Origin of the sequence: Nocardioides albus (assembly GCF_014648255.1) — a bacterium.
Taxonomy (GTDB): domain Bacteria; phylum Actinomycetota; class Actinomycetes; order Propionibacteriales; family Nocardioidaceae; genus Nocardioides; species Nocardioides albus.
On the sequence record NZ_BMQT01000002.1, the window covers coordinates 177,082 to 199,242 of the forward strand.

The 22,161-nt window shown below is 68.8% G+C and carries 19 protein-coding genes and 1 tRNA gene; 14 read left to right on the top strand and 6 right to left on the bottom strand.

All coding sequences use genetic code 11. The features are described 5' to 3' along the window. Nucleotides 1-33: 33 nt before the first annotated feature. Both IEY84_RS04190 and IEY84_RS04195 read right to left on the bottom strand, forming a co-directional pair. Entirely contained in the window at nt 34-1,461 is a 1,428-nt protein-coding gene (locus IEY84_RS04190; protein WP_183545268.1) for a YncE family protein, read from the bottom strand. A gap of 111 nt (nt 1,462-1,572) precedes the next feature. Continuing rightward, entirely contained in the window at nt 1,573-2,196 is a 624-nt protein-coding gene (locus IEY84_RS04195) for a TIGR03085 family metal-binding protein (protein WP_183545267.1), read from the bottom strand. Between the two features lie 85 nt (nt 2,197-2,281). On the opposite strand from IEY84_RS04195, the gene IEY84_RS04200 reads away from it, so the two are divergent. From IEY84_RS04200 to IEY84_RS04215, 4 genes are all read left to right on the top strand, one after another. Further along, nucleotides 2,282-4,066 carry an ABC transporter ATP-binding protein gene (locus IEY84_RS04200; RefSeq protein WP_183545266.1) on the top strand — a complete coding sequence of 595 codons (1,785 nt, stop codon included), beginning with the start codon at nt 2,282-2,284 and terminating at the stop codon, nt 4,064-4,066. Beyond that, nucleotides 4,063-5,880 carry an ABC transporter ATP-binding protein gene (locus tag IEY84_RS04205; protein WP_183545265.1) on the top strand — a complete coding sequence of 606 codons (1,818 nt, stop codon included), beginning with the start codon at nt 4,063-4,065 and terminating at the stop codon, nt 5,878-5,880. The genes IEY84_RS04200 and IEY84_RS04205 overlap by 4 nt, the downstream gene beginning before the upstream one ends. A 182-nt stretch (nt 5,881-6,062) precedes the next feature. Continuing rightward, complete coding sequence (gene hisI, locus IEY84_RS04210) at nt 6,063-6,431, top strand: phosphoribosyl-AMP cyclohydrolase (protein ID WP_183545264.1); 369 nt, start codon at nt 6,063-6,065, stop codon at nt 6,429-6,431. Continuing rightward, nucleotides 6,428-6,976 (top strand): Trp biosynthesis-associated membrane protein, encoded by a 549-nt coding sequence (locus IEY84_RS04215; RefSeq protein WP_183545263.1) that lies wholly within the window; start codon nt 6,428-6,430, stop codon nt 6,974-6,976. The genes hisI and IEY84_RS04215 overlap by 4 nt, the downstream gene beginning before the upstream one ends. Nucleotides 6,977-7,007: 31 nt before the next feature. Here IEY84_RS04215 and IEY84_RS04220 read toward each other — a convergent pair whose 3' ends face one another. Beyond that, entirely contained in the window at nt 7,008-7,343 is a 336-nt protein-coding gene (locus IEY84_RS04220; RefSeq protein ID WP_183545262.1) for a DUF4190 domain-containing protein, read from the bottom strand. Nucleotides 7,344-7,550: 207 nt separating this feature from the next. Here IEY84_RS04220 and IEY84_RS04225 point away from each other — a divergent pair, with 207 nt between their 5' ends. Beyond that, nucleotides 7,551-7,751: an HGxxPAAW family protein gene (locus IEY84_RS04225; RefSeq protein ID WP_179657199.1), complete on the top strand. Its 201-nt coding sequence runs from the start codon at nt 7,551-7,553 to the stop codon at nt 7,749-7,751. Nucleotides 7,752-7,826: 75 nt separating this feature from the next. Here the strand turns inward: IEY84_RS04225 and IEY84_RS04230 are convergent, their stop codons facing one another. Beyond that, a complete protein-coding gene (locus IEY84_RS04230; protein WP_183545261.1) occupies nt 7,827-8,156 on the bottom strand; it encodes a DUF4190 domain-containing protein in 330 nt (109 codons plus the stop codon). A 147-nt stretch (nt 8,157-8,303) separates the two neighbouring features. Between IEY84_RS04230 and trpC the strand changes: the two genes are divergently transcribed. From trpC to pyk, 9 genes are all read left to right on the top strand, one after another. Continuing rightward, nucleotides 8,304-9,086 (top strand): indole-3-glycerol phosphate synthase TrpC, encoded by a 783-nt coding sequence (trpC, locus tag IEY84_RS04235; protein ID WP_183545260.1) that lies wholly within the window; start codon nt 8,304-8,306, stop codon nt 9,084-9,086. A gap of 19 nt (nt 9,087-9,105) precedes the next feature. After that, nucleotides 9,106-10,350 (top strand): tryptophan synthase subunit beta, encoded by a 1,245-nt coding sequence (gene trpB / locus IEY84_RS04240; RefSeq protein WP_183545259.1) that lies wholly within the window; start codon nt 9,106-9,108, stop codon nt 10,348-10,350. Continuing rightward, a complete protein-coding gene (gene trpA, locus IEY84_RS04245; protein WP_183545258.1) occupies nt 10,347-11,156 on the top strand; it encodes a tryptophan synthase subunit alpha in 810 nt (269 codons plus the stop codon). Before trpB ends, trpA begins: the two co-directional genes overlap by 4 nt. Next, nucleotides 11,153-11,770 (top strand): SCO family protein, encoded by a 618-nt coding sequence (locus IEY84_RS04250; RefSeq protein ID WP_183545257.1) that lies wholly within the window; start codon nt 11,153-11,155, stop codon nt 11,768-11,770. The genes trpA and IEY84_RS04250 overlap by 4 nt, the downstream gene beginning before the upstream one ends. Nucleotides 11,771-11,778: 8 nt before the next feature. Next, on the top strand, nt 11,779-12,741 hold the full coding sequence (lgt, locus tag IEY84_RS04255; RefSeq protein ID WP_229788316.1) for a prolipoprotein diacylglyceryl transferase: 963 nt from the start codon (nt 11,779-11,781) through the stop codon (nt 12,739-12,741). Nucleotides 12,742-13,018: 277 nt separating this feature from the next. Further along, on the top strand, nt 13,019-17,575 hold the full coding sequence (gene gltB, locus IEY84_RS04260; RefSeq protein WP_183545255.1) for a glutamate synthase large subunit: 4,557 nt from the start codon (nt 13,019-13,021) through the stop codon (nt 17,573-17,575). A 68-nt stretch (nt 17,576-17,643) separates the two neighbouring features. Further along, nucleotides 17,644-19,110 carry a glutamate synthase subunit beta gene (locus IEY84_RS04265; protein ID WP_183545254.1) on the top strand — a complete coding sequence of 489 codons (1,467 nt, stop codon included), beginning with the start codon at nt 17,644-17,646 and terminating at the stop codon, nt 19,108-19,110. A 122-nt stretch (nt 19,111-19,232) separates the two neighbouring features. Then, nucleotides 19,233-19,688 carry a winged helix-turn-helix transcriptional regulator gene (locus IEY84_RS04270; protein ID WP_183545253.1) on the top strand — a complete coding sequence of 152 codons (456 nt, stop codon included), beginning with the start codon at nt 19,233-19,235 and terminating at the stop codon, nt 19,686-19,688. Nucleotides 19,689-19,781: 93 nt separating this feature from the next. Beyond that, nucleotides 19,782-21,251: a pyruvate kinase gene (gene pyk / locus IEY84_RS04275; protein ID WP_183545252.1), complete on the top strand. Its 1,470-nt coding sequence runs from the start codon at nt 19,782-19,784 to the stop codon at nt 21,249-21,251. Here pyk and IEY84_RS04280 read toward each other — a convergent pair. Together IEY84_RS04280 and IEY84_RS04285 are read right to left on the bottom strand one after the other, a co-directional pair. Next, nucleotides 21,248-21,991: a helix-turn-helix domain-containing protein gene (locus tag IEY84_RS04280; RefSeq protein WP_183545251.1), complete on the bottom strand. Its 744-nt coding sequence runs from the start codon at nt 21,989-21,991 to the stop codon at nt 21,248-21,250. The two genes, pyk and IEY84_RS04280, sit on opposite strands and share 4 nt — an antisense overlap. Nucleotides 21,992-22,043: 52 nt before the next feature. After that, a tRNA-Leu gene (locus IEY84_RS04285) sits at nt 22,044-22,119 on the bottom strand. Nucleotides 22,120-22,161 lie beyond the last annotated feature (42 nt).

Here is a 22,161-nt window from a genome sequence, read left to right on the forward strand (position 1 = left end):
CATGGCGGGAATCTGCGCCCCCTCGCGCGGGCTCTATCCCAGCAGCGAGCTCGGGACCTGCCCGTGGCGTACGCGCTGGGGATGGTTGCCGACGTCCAGGTAGGCGAGCTCCTCGCCGGTGCGGAAGTCGATCACCGCGACCGCGTCGGCGTCCGACAACGACGCCCAGCAGGTGTTGCCGAGGCCCTCGGTGGTCCAGTAGGGCTTGCCGTAGTAATTGCCGGTGGTCGCCTCGTCCAGCGTCGTGAACTCGCCGGTCGTGCGGTCGACCATCGCGACATAGTCGTCCATCGTGCCCGCGGCGCACAGCGTCTTGCCCTTGGCGTCGATCGAGAGACCGTGGTGGGCGGAGTCATTGACATAGAGCTCGCGCGGCAGCTTGGTCCGCTTGGGCAGCGGGATGACCCGCGTGACGGCGCCGGTGCGGGGCTCCTCGACGGAGCCGGTGGAGTAGCCGACCTTCTCGTCGATGTCGGCCGCTTGGGTGTCGAACTCGACGATCCCGTGCAGGAACGACATCTGGAAGTAGATGAACCGCTCGCCCGGCGCGACCGCCATGGGGCGTACGGCCGAGGAGATCGAGGCGTAGCCGGCCTCCTCCAGCTCCTTGCCCATCTCCCAGCGCTGGGAGACCTCGAAGGTGGACTCGTCGACGATCTCGAACCAGCGGTCGCCCTTGATCGCGTCGTGGATCGGGCCGATCTTGATCGGCGGGAGCAGGTCGGTCCCCGGGATGGTGCCGAGCCCGAGCTGGTCGAGGTTGAGCAGCGGCAGCGAGTCGAGGGAGATCTCCTTCTGGTCGCCGGGCAGGTAGACGCGGCCGATGGAGGCGTGGAAGATCCGCGAGCCGTCCTTCGAGTAGTTGTTCTCGTGGGGCGTCTCGCCCGACTCGAACGTACGCAGCCGCTCGCCCGTCCGCGGGTCACCCGCGCCGCCCATCCAGTACTCGTGCACCGAGCGCGAGGTCGAGTCGGAGACCAGCAGCTTGGTGCCGTCGGGGGAGAGGCCCATGTGGTCGGTGCGGTGGCCGTCCATCTGCTGCTCGACCACGACGGAGTCGGGTGAGCCCGCGAGCGCCTTCTCGATGTCGATCCAGACCACGTCGGCGAGGCTGGGCCGGGAGACCGCCAGCAGCTTGCCGTCCCGCGTGGTGAACATGTCGTCCACGAGCTGGTCGTTGCCTTCACCGGGGCCGTAGCGGACCAGGTAGTACATCGCCAGCCGCTCGGGGTCCTGGTGGATCTCGGCGATCTCCTCGTCCTTGTCCGGGACCAGATCGATGCCCTTGCGCACCACCTCGAGGGTGCGAGCATCGACGATCGAGGCCGTCCCGTCCCAGTTGTTGCCCACGATCATCACGTCGCGCAGCGTCGTCGGCGCGGTCGCGCTCAGGGCGGGGACGGCTGCGGTGAGCGAGAAGACGAAGAGCATGGCGACGGTGACTGCTGCCGCACGACGCATCGTGGACCTCCTGGGGGACTCGGTCATCTCGACTACAACCCCGCGAGTCGTACGGAGGTTACGGGCGCCACGCCCGCAGCGGCCCGCTGAGCGGAACGCCGACTACCACGCTCAGAAGCCGAGGCTGGCGTTCTCCAGCTGAGTGATCTTCTCCGCGGGCCCGTCGAAGGACAGCCCGCGCACCTGGTGCCGTCCGAAGCAGAAGAGCATGAGCTCGCTGGCCGGCCCCGTGACGGTCACCGGCTCGTCGCCGCCGCGGAGAGTGGCGGTGTCGGTGCCGTTGCTGACCACCACCGGTGTGCCCGCGGACCGGACCAGGCCCTTGCCGAGCAGCTTCAAGGTGCGCCAGAGGTCACGCTCGGCGGCGGCGGGCAGCGTACGTGGCGCCCAGCCGCTCTGGGCGCGCCGGAGATCCTCGTGGTGGACGAAGAGCTCCACCGTGTTGATCATCCTGTCGATCGGCGCGATCGAGTAGAGCGTGCCCTTCGGATCGCGGAGACGAACGGCGAGATCCTCGAGCGGCTGGGCGGCGTACGCAGCCTCGGACTTCCTCAGCAGGGGCGCGAGCGGCGGCAGGAAGATGCCCGCCGCGGCCCACGGGCGTCGCTCCCGCACCAGCAGGTGCACGAGCAGGTCCTTGACGTCCCAACCCTCGCAGAGCGTCGGGGCCGCTGGCCCGAGCGAGACGGCGGTGTCACACAGGGCGAGGCGCTCGGAGCGCGCGAAGGAAGCCACGCTCGCACCCTATCCAGCCATCCGGCGATGGGCGGTCTTAAAAGATTCGTCGCATTCGCGGTGCTGTCCTAGGCTTTACCTCGAGATGAGTGACGAGGATCCAACACCCCAGCGGGCCACCACGACCGACGGGTTCAAGGTCCTCGGAGTCGCCATCCGACGCGAGTGGGCGGTCTTCACGCTCTCGACCCTCGGATCCGCGCTCTTCGGCGCGCTGACCGTCGCCGATGCCTGGGTGCTGGGCTGGTCCACCGACCACGTGCTGGTGCCCGCGCTTCGTGACGGCGAGATCGCCGCCGGCTGGCTGTGGGCCGTGGTCGGGCTCTTCGTGGGCGTCGCGATCCTGCGTGCGGTCGGGGTGGTGGCGCGCCGGCTGGGCGCCGGCGTGATGCAGTACCGCATGCAGGCGCACTCGCGCCGCGCGGTCACTCGGCAGTACCTGGCGCTCCCGCTCGCCTGGCACCACCGGCACCCGACGGGTCAGCTGCTCTCCAACGCCAACTCCGACGTCGAGGCGTCCTGGGCGCCGATCGCGCCGCTGCCGATGGCGGTCGGCACCCTCGCGATGATGGTGATCGCGATCGGGCAGATGTTCTGGACCGACGTCGTGCTGGCGTCGGTCGCGATCCTCGTCTTCCCATTGGTCGTGGTCGCCAACCTGGTCTTCCAGCGCTTCTCCTCCCCGTTGATGACCCGCGCCCAGCAGCTGCGCGCGGAGCTCTCCGGGATCGCCCACGAGTCCTTCGACGGCGCGCTCGTCGTCAAGACGCTGGGTCGCGAGGCGGAGGAGACCACCCGCTTCCAGGACAAGGCCCAAGAGCTGCGCGACGTCAACATCCGCGCCGGCCGGATCCGCGCCGCGTTCGACCCGATCCTGGCCGCACTGCCCAACGTCGGGGTCCTCGCCGTCCTGGCAGTCGGTGTCGGCCGAGTCTCCAGCGGCGCCGCCGCGCCCGGCGACGTCGTCCAGATCGGCTTCCTGCTCACCATCGTCGCCTTCCCGATCCGCTCCTTCGGCTGGCTGCTGGGGGAGTTCCCGCGCAGCGTGGTCGGCTACCGGCGGGTGCAGCAGGTGCTGGACGCAACCGGACGCCTGGCCTACGGCACGGCGAAGACCCACCGTGATTCGAGCGGCGCGCGCGTCCGGGTCGACGGCGTCTCCTATGCGTACGCCGATGGTCCGACGCTCCTCGACGGGGTCGACTTCGACGTCGAGCCCGGGCGCACGGTGGCGATCGTCGGCGAGACGGCCTCCGGCAAGAGCACCCTGACGATGCTGCTGGCCCGGCTGGTCGACCCGGAAGCGGGCCGGATCATCCTGGACGGCACGGACCTGCGCGACCTGCAGGCGGGGGAGTGGGCCAAGGTGGCGGCCCTGGTGCCGCAGACAGCCTTCGTCTTCGACGACTCCGTTCGCGGCAACGTCACTCTCGGGGCCGACGTCACCGACGACGAGGTCTGGTCCGCGCTCAAGGCGGCCCAGGCCGACGGTTTCGTCACGGCACTCCCGAAGGGGCTCGACACCACTCTCGGCGAGCGGGGTGCGAGCCTCTCCGGTGGCCAACGTCAGCGCCTGGCGCTGGCCCGAGCCCTGGTACGCCGCCCGCGGCTGCTGATCCTCGACGACGCGACCTCGGCGGTCGACCCCGAGGTCGAGCAGCGCATCCTCGCCGCGCTGCGGAGCGGGGCCGGTGACACCAGTCTCGTCGTGGTCGCCTACCGCAAGGCCACGATCGCGCTCGCCGACGAGGTCGTCCATCTCGAGGGCGGCCGCGTCCGCGACCGCGGCACCCACGCCGAGCTGCTCGCGCGCGACGAGTCCTACGCGCGCCTGGTCAACGCCTACGAGACCCCGGAGGTGGCCCAGTGACGACAACTCTCGAGCCCGAGACCCGGGTCGGCACAGGCGAGGACCTCGGCGCCATCGAGACCATCCGCCGAGGCATCAAGCACTCACCGGAGCTGGTCGAGGGCATCCGCGGCACCATGGTGCTGGCCGTGCTCGCGAGCGTCGGCCAGGTCGTCGTGCCCGTCGTGGTCCAGCAGACCCTCGACAACGGACTGAGCGGCCCGGACGGTCCTGACCTCGGCTACGTCCTGCGCGCCGGCCTCATCGCGGTGGTCGCCATCGCCGTCACGGGTTGGGCGTCGTTCATGATGACCAGCCGGCTCTTCACCGCCGCCGAGCGGGGTCTGGCGACGCTGCGTACGAAGGCCTTCCGGCATGTCCACGACCTGCCGATGCTGACCCAGTCGACCGAGCACCGCGGGGCCCTGGTCTCGCGGGTGACCAGCGACGTCGACCAGGTCAGCCAGTTCATCGTCTTCGGCGGTCTGCTCTTCATCGTCAGCATCGGGCAGATGCTGATCGCCACCGTCGTGATGGTGGTCTACTCCTGGCAGCTCGCGATCCTGGTGTGGCTCTGCTTCGGCCCGCTCTTCCTGAGCCTGCGCTTCTTCCAGCGCAAGCTGTCCGCGGCCTACACGCTGTCGCGTCGGCAGGTCGCCAAGATGCTCTCCGCGGTCTCCGAGCCGGTCGTCGGCGCTGCCGTGGTGAAGGCCTACGCCGTCGAGGACCGCACCCAGGAGCGGATCGACCGCGAGATCGACGCCACCAGCGCCGCCCAGATCAAGGCACAGGCCTACACCTCGATCTTCTTCAGCCTCGGTGGCCTCTCCGGCGGGCTCGCCAACGCCGGCGTGATCGTCGGCGGTGTGCTGCTGGCGCTCGCCTATCAGGGCAGCGGCGGTGAGCTCAGCGTCGGCGAGATCCTGGCGTTCGCGTTCCTGGTGACGCTCTTCGTGGGGCCTGTGCAGATGGGCACCCAGATCCTCACCGACGCCCAGAACGCGATCGCCTCCTGGCGGCGCACGATCGGGATCCTGGAGACGCCCGCAGACCTCGTCGACCCGGGCCCGGGCGGCGTCGTCCTGCCCCGCGGCCCGCTCTCGATCGAGTTCGAAGCCGTCACCTTCTCCTACCCCGGCGGCCGCCCCGTCCTGCACGACATCTCCTTCGGGATCGAGCCCGGACGTAGGGTCGCCGTGGTCGGCGAGACCGGCTCGGGGAAGTCGACGATCGCCAAGCTGCTCACCCGGGTCATGGACGTCACGCACGGGCAGGTCCGGCTCGACGGCGTCGACGTACGCGAGATCGGCAACGCCTCGCTGCGCACCAGCGTCGTGCTCGTCCCGCAGGAGGGCTTCCTCTTCGACTCCACGCTCGCCGACAACGTCCGTTATGGGCGGCTGGACGCCACCGATGACGAGATCGTGGAGGCGGCCCGGGTGCTCGGCCTGGGCGACTGGCTGGCCGGCCTCCCGGCCGGCGTCCGCACCAACGTCGGTCAGCGCGGCGAGTCGCTCTCGGCCGGCGAGCGGCAGCTCGTGGCACTCCTGCGCGCCCAGCTCGCCGATCCCGATCTGCTCGTCCTCGACGAGGCCACCTCGGCCGTCGATCCGCGCCTGGAGATGCGGATCAACCGCGCCCTGGAACGGCTGATGAGCGGTCGCACATCGGTGACGATCGCCCACCGTCTCTCCACCGCCGAGGCTGCCGACGAGGTGCTCGTCATCGACGCCGGCCAGCTCGTCCAGCGTGGCCCGCACGCCGACCTGGTGGCGCAGCCAGGCTCGACGTACGCACGCCTGCACGCCTCCTGGATCGCCCAGCAAGGCGCCTGACCCCCGCCCGCCCGGGCGCCGAGCCGTCAGTTCCTGACGCCGAGAGGTCAGTTTCTGAGCGCGAGAGGTCAGTTTCTGGCATCGAGACTCGCGCCATGCTCAGAAATCGACCCTTCGACGTCAGAAACTGACGCTTCGGGGTCGGATGTGTCAGCGCTGTTGCCCGGCGGGATACTGGAGCCGTGACTAGATCCACGAGCGAGGGGCTGGACCCCGCCATCGCCGACCGCCTCAAGCGCGACCCCGACGGGCTGGTGCCCGCGGTGGTGCAGCAGCATGACACGGGCGAGGTGCTGATGCTCGGCTACATGGACGACGAGGCGCTGGCGCGCACGCTCGCGACCGGCCGGGCGACGTACTGGTCCCGCAGCCGGCAGGAGTACTGGGTCAAGGGGGAGACCTCCGGTCACCACCAGTACGTCAAGGAGGTGCGCCTGGACTGCGACGGCGACACGATCCTGCTCAAGGTCGACCAGGTCGGCCCTGCCTGCCACACCGGCGACCACACCTGTTTCGACGCCGGGCTGCTCTCGCAGGGTGCGGCTTCGTGAGGTCTTTCGGGCCGACCCTCACTGCCGGACTCGCGGGTGCGGCGCTGGCCGCCTGGGCCGGCTCCAACGAGTGGGTCAAGGTGACCGCGCCGGCCCAGATGCCGGCCGACCTCAACGACTCCCCGGCCACCACCGGCTTGGCCCTGGTCGCGCTCGCTGCCTGGGGTGTGGTTCTGGTCACCCGAGGTCTCGTACGCCGCCTGGTGGCCGGCCTCGCGGGTCTAGCCGGCGTCGGTGTGATAGTCACGTTCTTCGGCCATCCCGGCATCGACGCGCTCGGCCGGGCGATCGACTCCGAGGTCGTGTGGGGCGAGACCGAGCACGCGACCACTCTGTGGCCCTATCTGGCACTCCTCGGCGCGCTCTTGACCGTAGCCGCGGCCGTCGCGGCTCTACGCCTGGCGCCGTCGTGGCCCGAGATGGGACGGAAGTACGACGCCCCAGCCGCTGCTGAGCCCGAGCAGAAGCCGCTGGAGGAACAGTCCACGATCGATGTCTGGAAGACCCTGGACGAGGGTCGGGACCCGACATCGGACGAAGACTGAAGACACGGCGACACCGCGCCGTTTCGCGGGCTCAGTTGATCCGCTCTCCGTTGAAGGTCATCGGAATCACTCCGACGACGACCAGCAGCCAGTAGATGATGCCGATCACCATCGCGACAATGCCGAGGACGAGACCGGCGGTCGCCATCCCGGCGCCGCCCTTGGCCCCGCCTGAAGCGGCAATGTCCTTACGGGCGATGATCGCGAAGACGATGGCAAGGATGCTGAAGACGAACCCGGTGCAACAGATGAACCCGAAGATGCCGAGGATCAGTGATGCGATAGCCATCCCCGACGTGCCGCCAGCCTGCGCGTAGCCGGGTGCTGCACCGTATTGCGGCGGGGGTGGCGGTGTTCCGTAGCTCATGTCTGGTCTCCAAAGTCAGGCGGGCGTGAGCGGATGCGAGAAACCTAACGGTTCGGGAGAGCGAGCGACCGCGATTCGGGCGTGTCATGCTGGCGGAGCAGTCCACGATCGACGTCTGGAAGTCGTTGGACGAGGGTCGGGACCCGACGACGGGGGATCAATGAATACACTGCACCCAAGCAAAAGAACTCGTAGAGGAGTCATCGCATGTCCGCCAGCCACGGCAACACCCCGGCAGCCTGGATCGCAGTCGCGGTCGGCCTCCTCGGCTTCCTGATCGGCAGCGTCGCCATGATGCTCGACCCGATCAGCTGGTTCATCTTCTGGGTCGGTGTGGCTGTCACCGTCGTCGGCGGCCTGCTCTTCATCGTGCTCGCCAAGCTCGGCTTCAACACCGAGTCACACTGAGCCTGTGAACTGAGTCCGTGAGACAGCGAGGCCCCCGGCGGATCCGCCGGGGGCCTCGCTGATGTGCAGCTGTGCTCAGTAGGTGTTGGCGTTGACGCTCAGCGCGCCGGTGGCGTACAGGATGATCGCCAGGACGGTCCAGACGATCGAGATGATCCCGAGGATGAAACCAGCGGTCGCCATCCCGCGCCCGCTGATCGCTCCGCCGGAGGCGTCGATCTCGCCCTGCGCCTGCTTGCCGAGGATCAGAGCGGGGATTCCGGTGAAGATGCCGCAGCAGACGAGGCCGAGAATGCCGAGGACGAGCGCCCAGATCGCCTTCTTGCTGTTGCCCGCAGGCTGGCCGGGCTGCCCGGGTGCCGGCGACCCGTACTGCGGGGGCGGCGGCGGTGTTCCGTAGCTCATGTGTCTGACCTCCAAAGTCAGGCGAGTTGGGTAGAGATGGGAGAAACTTAACGTTTCCCGCCCGCACTGTGGCGCCAAATCGGGCGTGTCACGTCTCGGGTGAGAGGCTTTGCACGTGGGTCATACCCGGAAACGAGAGGTTTAAACATGTCGGTGCTCGAAAAGATCATCGACGGCGTACGCCTGGACCTGGCGCAGCGGCAGGCGACGGTGTCGGAGGCGGACCTGCGGGCCCGGCTGACCGACGTCGACGCGCCCCGCGACCCGATGCCGCACCTGCGTGCGGCGGGCAGCAGCGTGATCGCCGAGGTGAAGCGGAAGAGCCCCTCCAAGGGTGCTCTCGCCGAGATCCCTGACCCGGCCGAGCTGGCCGCCAAGTACGCCGCAGGTGGTGCCGCCGCGATCTCGGTGCTCACCGAGGAGCGCCGTTTCGGCGGGTCTCTCGCCGATCTGCGCGCGGTCCGGGCCGCCGTCGAGACGCCGATCCTGCGCAAGGACTTCATCGTCGAGCCCTACCAGCTGCTCGAGGCCCGGGCCGCGGGCGCGGACCTGGCGCTGCTGATCGTCGCCGCGCTGGACGACGACACGCTGCGCAGTCTCTATGAATACGCGCGCGAGCTCGGGCTGACCGTGCTGGTCGAGACCCACGACGAGGCCGAGGTCGCCCGGGCGGTCGATCTCGGCGCCGATCTGATCGGTGTCAACGCCCGCAACCTGAAGACATTGGAGATCGACCAGGACGTCTTCGGACGGCTCGCGCCGCTCATCCCCGAGGACCGGGTGAAGGTCGCCGAGTCGGGCATCTTCACCGCCACCGACGTCAAGCGTCACGTCTCCGAAGGGGCCCGCGCGGTCCTGGTCGGCGAGGCGCTGGTCAAGCATGGCGACCCGCAAGGCACGGTCGCCGAGTTCACCGGAATCCAAGGCTAGGCCGAGAGCAGATACAGCCATGACAACTCACATCCACGAAACGACGAGCTACGACGCCGACGAGTTCGGCTGGTTCGGTGGCGAGGCCGAGGGCTTCGGCGGCCGCTTCATGCCCGAGGCGCTGATGAAGGCGCTCATCGAGCTCGACGACGCCTGGCAGAAGGCCAAGGCCGACCCCGCATTCGTGGCCGAGTTCGATGCGATCCTGCGTGACTACGCCAACCTGCCCAGCCCGCTCTACCACGCGACCCGGCTCTCCGAGCAGCTCGGCCTACGGGTCCTCCTCAAGCGGGAGGACCTCAACCACACCGGCGCCCACAAGATCCGCAACGTGCTCGGCCAGGCCCTGCTCACCAAGCGGATGGGCAAGACCCGGGTGATCGCCGAGACCGGCGCCGGCCAGCACGGCGTGGCCTCGGCGACGGCGGCCGCCTACTTCGGTCTCGACTGCACCGTCTACATGGGTAAGGTCGACACCGACCGCCAGGCGCTCAACGTGGCCCGGATGCGGCTGCTCGGCGCCGAGGTCGTCCCGGTGCCCTCCGGCAGCGGCACCCTCAAGGACGCGATCAACGAGGCGCTGCGCGACTGGGTAGCGACCGTCGACCACACCGCCTACCTGTTCGGCACCGCCGCCGGACCGCACCCGTTCCCGACGCTGGTCCGGGACATCGTGCGCGGCATCGGCGACGAGGCCCGGGCGCAGTCCATCGAGCAGTTCGGTGGGCTCCCGAACGCCGTCGTCGCCGCGGTCGGTGGCGGCTCCAACGCGATCGGGCTCTTCACCGCGTTCCTGGATGACGAGGACGTCGAGATCCACGGCTTCGAGGCCGGGGGAGACGGCTTCGAGACCGGTCGCCACGCCGCGACCATCCAGGCCAACGACCCGGGCGTGCTCCACGGGGCCCGCACCTACGTGCTCCAGGACGAGGACGGCCAGACCATCGAGTCCCACTCGATCTCCGCCGGCCTCGACTACCCCGGGGTCGGCCCACAGCACGCCTGGCTGGCCAAGTCCGGCCGCGCCTCCTACACCTCGATCACCGACAAGGAGGCGATGGACGCCTTCGCGCTGCTGTCGCGCTCGGAGGGCATCATCCCGGCGATCGAGTCCGCCCACGCGATCGCCGGCGCCATCAAGATCGCGCCGCAGATCAAGGAGCGCCACGGCGAAGGCGCCACGATCCTGATCAACCTGTCCGGTCGCGGCGACAAGGACATGGGCACCGCCATCGATTACTTCGGACTGGGAGACGCAAAGTGAGCACGTCGGTAGCGTTCGAGAAGGCGAAGGCCGAGAACCGCGCCGCCCTGGTCGGCTACCTCCCGGCGGGCTTCCCCACGGTCGACGGCTCGATCGAGGCGCTGACGACGATGGTCGAGGCCGGCTGCGACATCATCGAGATCGGCCTGCCCTACTCCGACCCGGTCATGGACGGCCCCACGATCCAGGATGCGGTGCAGCAGGCGCTCGACGGCGGCGTACGTGTCGACGACGTGTTCCGCGTCGTCGAGGCCGTTGCCGCGACCGGCGTGCCGACCCTGGTGATGACCAGCTGGAACCCGATCGAGCGCCGTGGCGTGGACCGCTTCGCCCAGCAGCTGCTGGACGCGGGTGGCGCGGGTCTGATCACGCCCGACATCACCCCCGACTTCGCACCGGAGTGGATCGAGGCCGCCGACGCCCGCGACCTCGACAAGGTCTTCCTGGTGGCGCCGAGCAGCACCGACGAGCGAATCGCGATGACCACGGCCGAGTGCCGCGGCTTCGTCTACGCCACCGCGGTCATGGGCGTCACCGGCGCGCGTGCCAAGACCTCCGACCTGGCCGCCCCGCTCGTAGCCCGCACCAAGCAGCTCAGCCCGTCCGGGACCGACCTGCCAGTCGGTGTCGGCCTCGGAGTGAGCAACGGCGCCCAGGCGGCCGAGATGGCTGCCTACGCCGACGGGGTCATCGTCGGCTCCGCCTTCGTGCGTACGCTGCTGGACAACCGTGCCGACGAGCAGGCGGCGCTCAAGGCGCTGGCGAGCCTGACCGAGGACCTGGCTGCGGGAGTCCGCGCGCGTTGAGACTCCTCGTACTACCTGTTCTGCTGACTCTGGTCGGACTCCTTGCCGGCTGCGGGGCGCCCGGCACCAGCCAGAAGCCTGCCTCGGCGATGACCGGGCAGGAGCACACGCCCTACCAGCTCTCCGACACCGCGCTGACCGACACCGCCGGCGAGCCGTACTCGATCGCCACCGACGCGGAGCGGCCGCTGACGCTGGTGTTCTACGGCTACACCCAGTGTCCCGACGAGTGCCCGCTGGTGATGTCGAGCCTGACTTCGGCGCTGACCCGTCTCGACCCCGCTGAGCGCAAGCAGGTCGACGTCGTCTTCGTGACCACCGATCCGGCACGCGACACGACGAAGGTGCTCGAGAAGTACCTCGACCGCTACGACGAGGACTTCATCGGCCTCACCGGCGAGCTGAAGGACATCGTCACCCTGGCCGAGTCGATGCGGCTCTACGTGGGGGAGGCGGACCGGCTACCGAGCGGGGGCTACGATCTCGGGGTCCACGACACCCACGTCTCCGCCGTCTCTCAGGGGCAGGCCAGCGTGGTGTGGTCGATGAACACCTCGCCCAAGCAGTTCGCCGACGACATCCACCACCTCCTTGAGGAAGTAAACGCCGCATGATGCTCCCGATGTCCATCCCCAGCCCGGCCGAAGGCGTGCTCTGGCTCGGGCCGGTCCCGTTGCGCGGCTACGCCTTCGCGATCATCCTCGGCATCATCGTCGCGGTCTGGGTCTCCGAGCGGCGCTGGCAGGCTCGCGGCGGCCGAGCCGGCGACATCCAGGACATCGCGCTGTGGGCGGTTCCGTTCGGGCTGATCGGTGGCCGGCTCTACCACGTCATGACCGACTGGCAGCTCTACTTCGGCGACGGCGCCAACCCGATCGAGGCGCTCTACATCTGGCGCGGTGGGCTCGGCGTGTGGGGTGCGATCGCGTTCGGCGCGGTCGGCGCGATCATCGGTGCCAAGACCAAGGGCATCAAGATCATCCCGCTGCTCGACACCATCGCCCCGACCTGTCTGCTCGCGATGGGCATCGGCCGCTGGGGCAACTGGTTCAACCAGGAGCTCTTCGGCAGGCCCACCGACCTGCCCTGGGGCCTGGAGATCGACCCGTCGTTCTACCCCGAGGGCCCCGGCCAGTTCCCGGCCGGCACCACCTTCCACCCGACGTTCCTCTACGAGTTCTGCTGGGACATCCTCGCCTTCTTCGTCATCGTCTACCTGCAGAAGAAGCTGCGCCTGGGCGGCGGTCGCGTGGTCGCTCTCTACGTGATGGCCTACTGCCTGGGCCGCGGCATGATCGAGACCCTGCGCATCGACAACGTGCAGCTGGTCGACGTGCTCGGCCTGCGCTGGAGCGAGTGGATGTCGATCATCCTGTTCGTCCTCGCGGCCGCGTGGTGGACATATGCCACGCTCAGCGGCCGGGGTATGGTCGAGGAGGAGGTCTACAGCGATCCTGCCAAGGCCCCGGCGAACGACACCACGAACGACCCTGCGGACGACACCGAGAATGACGCCGACAAAGACAACGCCAGCGACGTGAGCGACAACGGGACCGACGACGAGGAATCCTCGACAAAGGCCTGATCAGGCATAGATATCGGGCGCAATGGAGCGCCCTGCCGGAGGGTGTCCACCGTTCGACCCTCGTGCGCAACCTACGCGTGACACAGTGGTAACCTAGCCGCACTCGCGCGGGCCAACGCTGTCCCCTGCAGATTGCCAGTTTCATCCCCGCAAGGGCGCGCGCACCTGTCGCAGACATCCCCCGCTCCGGACCCGACTCGAAGCAGAGCCGGAAATCCGGGGCTATCGGGCTGCGTCGGGCCGTGCGTACCCGAGCCCGGACAGACGGGAGATCCCGGTGCCGTACGAGCACTCGTATCCATCCCCCCAGGGCCTCTATGACCCTCGGTTCGAGAAGGACGCCTGCGGCGTCGCCATGGTTGCGACGCTGACCGGTGAGGCCAGCCACGACATCGTGAAGCAGGGCATCCGTGCCCTGGTGAATCTCGACCACCGCGGCGCCGCCGGCGCCGAGACCAACTCTGGCGACGGCGCCGGGATCCTGCTGCAGGTCCCCGACGCCTTCCTGCGTGAGGTCGTCGACTTCGACCTTCCGGCCGAGCGCGCCTATGCCGTCGGCACAGCCTTCATCCCCGGCGACGCCGACCAGGTCGAGCGCACCGCCAAGATGGTCGAGGAAATCGCGACCGAGGAGGGCCTGGAGGTTCTCGGCTGGCGTGACGTGCCGGTGAACCCGGACTCCCTCGGTGCCACCGCCAAGGCGGTCATGCCGACCTTCCGGCAGCTCTTCGTCGCCGGTGCCAAGCAGCGCGTGACCGGGCTGGCCCTGGAGCGGCTCGCCTTCTGCCTGCGCAAGCGCGCGGAGAAGGAGACCGACGTCTACTTCCCCTCGCTCTCGAGTCGCACCATCGTCTACAAGGGCATGCTCACCACGCCCCAGCTGGCCCAGGTGTTCCCCGACCTGGTCGACGAGCGGATGGCCTCCGCGATCGCCGTCGTCCACAGCCGGTTCTCGACCAACACCTTCCCGAGCTGGCCCCTGAGCCACCCGTTCCGGTTCATCGCCCACAACGGCGAGATCAACACCGTGATGGGCAACCGCAACTGGATGAAGGCACGCGAGTCGCTGCTCGAGTCCGACCTGATCCCCGGCGACCTGGAGCGGCTCTTCCCGATCTGCACCGAGGGCGTCTCCGACTCGGCCTCCTTCGACGAGGTGCTCGAGCTGCTCCACCTCTCGGGACGCAGCCTGCCCCACGCCATGCTGATGATGATCCCGGAGGCGTGGGAGAAGCACGAGGAGATGGACCCCGCCCGCAAGGCGTTCTACGAGTTCCACTCCTCGCTGATGGAGCCCTGGGACGGTCCCGCATCGGTCGTGTTCACCGACGGCACCCAGATCGGCGCGGTCCTCGACCGCAACGGCCTGCGCCCCTCTCGCTACTGGGTCACCGAGGACGGCCTGGTCGTGCTCGGCTCCGAGGCCGGCGTGCTCGACGACATCGACCCCGCCACCGTGGTCCGCAAGGGTCGGGTCCAGCCGGGCAAGATGTTCTTGGTCGACACCGCGGAGCACCGGATCATCGAGGACGACGAGATCAAGTCCGAGCTCGCCTCCGAACACCCCTACGACGAGTGGCTCCACGCCGGTCTCGTACGCCTCGAGGACATCCCCGAGCGCGAGCACATCATCCACACCCACGCCTCGGTGACACGGCGGCAGCAGGTCTTCGGCTACACCGAGGAAGAGCTCCGCGTCCTGCTCGCGCCGATGGCCAACACCGCGGCCGAGCCGATCGGCTCGATGGGCACCGACAGCCCGATCGCTGCGCTGAGCGACAAGCCGCGGATGCTGTTCGACTACTTCGCCCAGCTCTTCGCGCAGGTCACCAACCCGCCGCTGGACGCGATCCGCGAGGAGCTGGTCACCAGCCTGGCCGGCACCATCGGCGCCGAGTCCAACCTGCTCAGCCCCGGACCGGCCTCGTGCCGTCAGATCGTGCTGCCGTTCCCGGTCATCTCCAACGACGACCTCGCCAAGATCCGCCACATCAACCGTGACGGTGACATGCCGGGCTTCGCGGTCCACGTCGTCCGCGGCCTCTACGAGGTCGACGGCGGCGCGGAGGCGCTTCGCGCCCGGCTGGACGAGATCGCCGCCGAGGTCTCCCAGGCGATCGAGGACGGTGCCCGCATCATCGTCCTCTCCGACCGTCACTCCACCCAGGAGATGGCGCCGATCCCGTCGCTGCTGCTCACCGGCGCCGTCCACCACCACCTGGTCCGCGAGCGCACCCGTTCGCAGGTCGGCCTCCTGATCGAGGCCGGGGACGTACGCGAGGTCCACCATGTCGCGCTGCTGATCGGCTACGGCGCCGCCGCGGTCAACCCCTACCTGGCGATCGAGTCCGTCGAGGACCTCGCCTACGAGGGCTACTTCGTGAAGGCCGACGCCGAGGCGGCGATGGCCAACACGATCAAGGCGCTCGGCAAGGGTGTCCTCAAGGTGATGTCGAAGATCGGCGTCTCCACGGTCGCCTCCTACACCGGCGCCCAGATCTTCGAGGCCGTCGGCCTCTCGAAGGAGGTCGTGGACCGCTACTTCACCGGCACCACCTCCAAGCTGGGCGGCATCGGCCTCGACGTGATCGCCGAGGAGGTCGCGAAGCGGCACGCCACTGCGTACCCCCGCGACGGAGTCGCCAACGCCCACCGCGCGCTGCCCATCGGCGGCGAGTACCAGTGGCGCCGCGAGGGTGAGCCGCACCTGTTCGACCCGGAGACCGTCTTCCGGCTCCAGCACGCCACCCGCAGCGGCCGCTACGACGTCTTCAAGCAGTACACCGACCGCGTCAACGAGCAGTCCGAGCGACTGATGACGCTGCGCGGGCTCTTCAAGCTCAAGGGCGCCGAGGAGCTGGGCCGGGCGAAGATCTCGATCGACGAGGTCGAGCCCGTCGAGGCGATCGTCAAGCGCTTCTCGACCGGCGCGATGTCCTACGGCTCGATCTCCCAGGAGGCTCACGAGACGCTCGCCGTCGCGATGAACATCCTCGGCGGCAAGTCCAACACCGGTGAGGGCGGCGAGGACCCGGATCGTCTCTACGACCCGAAGCGTCGCTCGTCGATCAAGCAGGTCGCCTCGGGGCGCTTCGGCGTCACCAGCGAATACCTGACCAACGCCGACGACATCCAGATCAAGATGGCCCAGGGCGCCAAGCCCGGTGAGGGCGGCCAGCTGCCCGGCCACAAGGTCTACCCGTGGGTGGCCAAGACGCGTCACTCGACGCCGGGCGTGGGCCTCATCTCCCCGCCGCCGCACCACGACATCTACTCCATCGAAGACCTGGCTCAGCTGATCCACGACCTCAAGAACGCCAACCCGAGCGCTCGCGTCCACGTGAAGCTCGTGGCCGAGGTCGGCGTCGGCACCGTCGCCGCGGGTGTCTCCAAGGCCCACGCCGACGTGGTCCTGATCTCCGGTCACGACGGCGGCACCGGGGCCTCCCCGCTGACGTCGCTCAAGCACGCCGGCGGTCCCTGGGAGCTCGGCCTCGCCGAGGCGCAGCAGACGCTGCTCCTCAACGGGCTGCGCGACCGGATCGTGGTGCAGACCGACGGTCAGCTCAAGACCGGTCGCGACGTGGTCATCGCCGCGCTGCTCGGTGCTGAGGAGTTCGGCTTCGCCACCGCGCCGCTGGTCGTCTCCGGTTGCGTGATGATGCGGGTCTGCCACCTCGACACCTGCCCCGTCGGCGTCGCCACCCAGAACCCGGTCCTGCGCGAGCGGTTCACCGGCAAGGCGGAGTACGTCGTCAACTTCATGCGCTACATCGCCGAGGAGGTCCGCGAGCTCCTCGCCGAGCTCGGCTTCCGGAGCATCGACGAGGCCGTCGGCCACGCCGAGGCGCTCGACGCCCGCGACGCGATCGACCACTGGAAGGCCTCCGGGCTCGACCTCGCGCCGATCTTCACCCGCGTGGAGTCGCCGGAGCAGTTCGTCGACCAGACCCTCTACAACACCAAGGGCCAGGACCACGGGCTGGAGAAGTCCCTCGACCTCACCCAGCTCGTACCGCTGGCTCAGCCAGCGCTCGAGAACGGCGAGCCGGTGCGGGCCCAGCTGCCGATCCGCAACGTCAACCGCACCGTCGGCACGCTCCTCGGTCACGAGATCACCAAGCGCTACCGCGGTGAGGGTCTCCCCGAGGGGACGATCGACATCACCTTCACCGGCTCTGCCGGCCAGTCGTTCGGCGCGTTCATCCCCAAGGGACTGACGCTGCGGCTGGAAGGGGACGCCAACGACTACGTCGGCAAGGGTCTCTCCGGTGGCCGGGTGGTCATCCGGCCGGAGCGTACGGCCGGGTTCAGGGCCGAGGACCACATCATCGCCGGCAACACGCTGGCCTACGGCGCCACCAGCGGACGGATCCACATCCGCGGCGGCGTGGGGGAGCGGGCCGCGGTCCGCAACTCCGGGGCGACCATCGTCACCGAAGGCGTCGGCGACCACGGCTGCGAATACATGACCGGTGGTCGTGTCGTCGTGCTCGGCCCGACCGGGCGCAACTTCGCCGCAGGCATGTCCGGCGGTATCGCCTGGGTCCTCGACTTCGCCGAGCAGCGCCTCAACAGCGAGCTCGACGACGCCACCCCCGTAGAGGAGAAGTACGCCGCCGAGCTCGAGCAGCTCGTCCGCGACCACCTCGAGGAGACCGGCTCGGCCGTCGCCGAGGCGCTCCTGGCCGACTGGCCGAACTCCCTGACCCGCTTCACGCAGGTCATGCCCAGTGACTACAAGCGCGTGCTCGAAGCCCAGGAGGAGGCCCTCGAGGAGGGCCTCGACGAGGACGAGGCAGCGCAGCGGATTATGGAGGTACTTCATGGATGAGCTTGCGAAGTCCATGAACATCCAACACAGCATGGCTGACCTTGCTGAGTCGAAGAAGGAGGCCTTCTGTGGCTGACCCCAAGGGCTTTTTGAAGAACGGTCGCGAGGTAGCGACCCGTCGTCCCGTGGACGAGCGGGTCAAGGACTGGCACGAGGTCTACCCGGGCAAGGTCGGCAAGACCCTGCTCCCGATCATCAACACCCAGGCCTCGCGCTGCATGGACTGCGGCATCCCGTTCTGCCACCAGGGCTGCCCGCTCGGCAACATCATCCCCGAGTGGAACGACCTGGTCTGGCGCAACGACTGGGAAGGCGCCTCCGAGCGTCTGCACGCGACCAACAACTTCCCCGAGTTCACCGGTCGCCTCTGCCCGGCTCCGTGCGAGTCGGCCTGCGTGCTGGGCATCAACCAGCCGGCGGTGACCATCAAGAACATCGAGGTCGCGATCATCGACAAGGCCTGGGACTCGGGCCACGTCAAGCCGCAGCCACCCGAGTGGCTCTCCGGCAAGGCGGTCGCCGTCATCGGCTCCGGCCCCGCGGGCCTCGCCGCCGCCCAGCAGCTCACCCGGTCGGGTCACACCGTGGCCGTCTACGAGCGGGCCGACAAGATCGGCGGGCTGCTGCGCTACGGCATCCCTGAGTTCAAGATGGAGAAGTCGCAGGTCGACCAGCGTCTGGCGCAGATGCGCCGGGAGGGCACGGTCTTCCGCCCGGGCGTCGACGTCGGCACCGACATCACCGGTGCACAGCTCCAGGACCGCTACGACGCGATCGTGCTGGCCAACGGCTCGACCGTCGGTCGCGACCTGCCGGTCCCCGGGCGCGAGCTCGACGGGATCCACCAGGCGATGGAATACCTGCCGCAGTCCAACCGCGCCTCGCTCGGTGAGGCGGTCGAGGACCAGATCCTGGCCGAGGGCAAGCACGTGGTCATCATCGGTGGCGGTGACACCGGCGCCGACTGCCTCGGGACCGCGATCCGCCAGGGCGCGGAGTCGATCACCCAGCTGGAGATCATGCCGCGCCCGCCGGAGGAGCGTCCCGACGCTCAGCCGTGGCCGACCTACCCGATGACCTACCGGGTCGCCTCCGCGCACGAGGAGGGTGGCGAGCGCGTCTACGCGGTCTCCACCAAGGAGTTCCTCGGCACCGAGGACGGCCGCGTACGCGCGTTGAAGCTCGTCGAGGTCGAGTTCATCGACGGCAAGCTGACCGAGAAGGAGGGGACGGAGAAGGAGATCCCCGCCGACCTCGTCCTGCTGGCGATGGGCTTCACCGGCCCCGAGAAGGACGGCCTCCTCACCCAGCTCGGTGTCGAGTACGACGCTCGCGGCAACGTCGCTCGCGACGACTCCTTCGCCACCTCCGTCCCCGGCGTGTACGTCGCCGGCGACGCGGGTCGCGGACAGTCGCTGATCGTGTGGGCGATCGCCGAGGGGCGGGCGGCAGCTGCCGCGGTCGACACCTTCCTCACCGGCTCGACCAACCTGCCGGCGCCGATCCGTCCGACGGACCGGCAGCTGATGGTCTGAGACCCGCAGGTCTGAGAACACCAGGCACAACGGCGTGCCGACCACTGGCCCGGCACCTCCACAGCGGAGGTGCCGGGCCAGTCGGGTTTGGGAGGACGTACCGGTGGCGCGAGACTGGGCCCATGCCGGACGTACCTGCCGTCGCGACTCCCCGGGAGTGCACCATCGCCGACGCGCTCGAGATCGTCGGCGACCGCTGGAGCCTGCTCGTCGTACGAGAGCTCTTCTATGACCAGCTCCGGTTCTCCCAGATCGCCCGCAACACCGGGGCGCCGCGCGACGTGCTCACCGTGCGGCTGCGCAAGCTGGTCGAGCACGGCGTGATCGCGCGGGAGCAGTACAGCGCGCGACCGGTGCGCTACGAGTATCGGCTGACCGCCGCCGGTCGAGCCCTGTCGCCGGTGCTGCTCACGCTCAAGAAATGGGGGAGCGACCATGCCCGCACCGGACCCGATCCGGCGCCGCTCCTACACACTTGTGGCGAGGAGTTTGTCGCTCACGTGCATTGTCGCGCCTGTGGGCAGAGGCTAGCCGCCGGCGCCCTCACGCTCGACGTGCCGCGGGCAGGCGACATCTGAGGCCGGGACCTGGGTGAATGCTCGATGAATGGCCATCTCGGGGCACCCCGCGGGTGCTGGTTTGAACGTTCCAGAGGGGTAGTCTGGGCTCCCGTGAGAAGAGCCAAGATCGTCTGCACCCTGGGACCCGCCGTCGGGACGGAGCGTCGCATCCGCGAGCTCGTCTACGCAGGCATGGACGTCGCCCGGATGAACATGAGCCACGGGTCCCACGACGACCACTCCAGCAACTACGCGCTGGTGCGGGACGCCGCTGCGGCGAGCGGTCACAGCGTCGGCATCTTCGCCGACCTGCAGGGCCCCAAGATCCGCCTCGAGCGCTTCGAGGAAGGGTCGACCACCCTCCACCGCGGTCAGGCGTGGACGATCACCACCCGGGATGTGCCCGGCACCGACAAGATCTGCGGGACGACCTACAAGGGCCTCCCGGGTGACGTGAAGGTCGGAGACCCGATCCTGATCGACGACGGCAAGCTGCGGCTGCGCGTGACTGCGGTCGAGGACACCGAGGTCCACACCGAGGTGCTGGTCGGTGGGCCCGTGTCCAACAACAAGGGCATCAACCTTCCCGGCGTCGCCGTCTCCGTGCCGGCGCTGTCCGAGAAGGACGAGGAGGACCTGCGGTTCGCGCTCAAGCTCGGCGTCGACATGGTCGCGCTCAGCTTCGTACGCAACGCGAGGGACTACGAGGACGTCCGCAAGATCATGGACGAGGAGGGGCGTGTCGTCCCCGTCATCGCCAAGATCGAGAAGCCGCAGGCGATCGACAACCTCGACGAGGTCATCGCCGCCTTCGACATGTTCATGGTCGCCCGCGGAGACCTCGGTGTGGAGTGCCCGCTCGAGGAGGTCCCCTTCTTGCAGAAGCGGATCATCGAGCTCGCCCGCCTCAACGCCAAGCCGGTCATCGTCGCCACCCAGATGCTCGACTCGATGATCTCCAACCCCGCGCCCACCCGCGCCGAGGCCAACGACGTCGCCAACGCGGTCCTCGACGGTGCCGACGCGGTGATGCTCTCCGCCGAGACGAGCGTGGGCGACTATCCGATCCACACCGTCGAGACGATGGCGCGGATCATCGCCGCCACCGAGCGCCACGCGTTCTCCTCCGAAGGCAGCCGCGCCGCCGAGCTGAGTCCCATCGACTGGGACCCGCACACCCGCTCCGGGGTCATCGCCAAGGCCGCCGCCGAGGTCGCCGACCGGGTCGGCGCGAAATACCTGGTCGCCTTCACCACCTCCGGTGACTCCGCCCGCCGACTCTCTCGGCTGCGCGGTGTGATCCCGTTGCTCGCCTTCACCCCCTCCGACGCCGTACGCAGCCAGCTCGCGCTCAGCTGGGGCACCGAGACCTTCCGCACCGACGAGGTCGAGCACACCGACGAGATGGTCCGCCAGGTCGACGAGAACCTGCTCAAGCTCGGCCGTGTCGAGGAAGGTGAGTTCGTCGTCATCATCGCCGGCTCGCCTCCCGGCATCCCCGGCTCCACCAACGCCCTGCGCATCCACCGCATCGGCGACGCGATCAACGCGGTCGCGCCTGCTTACGAGCGCAAGAGCTAGCTCTTCGGGCCGATCAAGGCGTCGAGCGCCGCGACAGCTTCGCGGCGCGAGACGCTGATCGTCTTCCAGTTGGACTGACGCCATGGGATCTCGACGAGGTCGAGGGCCCATGCGCACAGACCGCGGATGTCGTCGGAGACGTTGACGAACTGCCAGCGAGGATAGACGTAGGTCCGACGACCGCTCGGGAAACGACGGGTGACGGTGTTGACGCTGCGGGAGCCGTCGCTGTGGAAGAGGCCCCGGAGGAAGTCGGCCGGGCAGCTCTCGACGATCTTGCGCTGCCACGGTTCGAGGACGATCGACCGGGTGTGCTTGCGGCCCGTTCCGTGCTGGGGGAACAGGCAGGGCCAGTGCATCCAGTTCGAATGGACATCCAGGCATCCGGTCCGTGGCACGCGAAAGACCCGGCCACCCGGCCTGATCCGATCGAGCAGATCCACCACGTCCTCGATGATCCGCGGATAGACGAGGTCGCAGGAGATGCGGAGGGAGTAGTAGCGGGCAGCTCTCGCGATGTAGCCGTCTCCGAGATAGAAACCGAGAAGCGCGGCGTACGCCTCCTCGTCGATCTGCAGGTCATCGCACCGCGGGCAGGCGCCGGGTCTGCTGCTGGGTTCGCGGTCCCGCCACTCTCGAATCGTCGATCGCGCGACGCCCGTCGCCCTGGCGACCGCCGACAGCGACTTGCCTTGTGCGAGGAGCGCGAGGGCCTCAGCGCGGACAGGGGCGGCGTACATCCCCGTAGTCTGCGCTCGAGCACCGACACTTCGGTGGAATGCACGAACGATCTGGTGCCCCGAGTCGGATTCGAACCGACACTATACGGTGTTTGAGACCGCCCTCTCTGCCGTTGGAGTACCGGGGCTCCTCGGCCCGCGTACGGGCCCGGCAATGGTCAAACTTACCG

Coding starts and splice junctions, on each gene's coding strand:
- IEY84_RS04190 (WP_183545268.1), bottom strand. CDS start 1,461: ATGCGTCGTGCGGCAGCAGTCACCGTCGCCATGCTCTTCGTCTTCTCG.
- IEY84_RS04200 (WP_183545266.1), top strand. CDS start 2,282: ATGAGTGACGAGGATCCAACACCCCAGCGGGCCACCACGACCGACGGG.
- IEY84_RS04220 (WP_183545262.1), bottom strand. CDS start 7,343: ATGAGCTACGGAACACCGCCACCCCCGCCGCAATACGGTGCAGCACCC.
- IEY84_RS04225 (WP_179657199.1), top strand. CDS start 7,551: ATGTCCGCCAGCCACGGCAACACCCCGGCAGCCTGGATCGCAGTCGCG.
- IEY84_RS04230 (WP_183545261.1), bottom strand. CDS start 8,156: ATGAGCTACGGAACACCGCCGCCGCCCCCGCAGTACGGGTCGCCGGCA.
- trpC (WP_183545260.1), top strand. CDS start 8,304: ATGTCGGTGCTCGAAAAGATCATCGACGGCGTACGCCTGGACCTGGCG.
- trpB (WP_183545259.1), top strand. CDS start 9,106: ATGACAACTCACATCCACGAAACGACGAGCTACGACGCCGACGAGTTC.
- lgt (WP_229788316.1), top strand. CDS start 11,779: ATGTCCATCCCCAGCCCGGCCGAAGGCGTGCTCTGGCTCGGGCCGGTC.
- IEY84_RS04270 (WP_183545253.1), top strand. CDS start 19,233: ATGCCGGACGTACCTGCCGTCGCGACTCCCCGGGAGTGCACCATCGCC.
- IEY84_RS04280 (WP_183545251.1), bottom strand. CDS start 21,991: ATGTACGCCGCCCCTGTCCGCGCTGAGGCCCTCGCGCTCCTCGCACAA.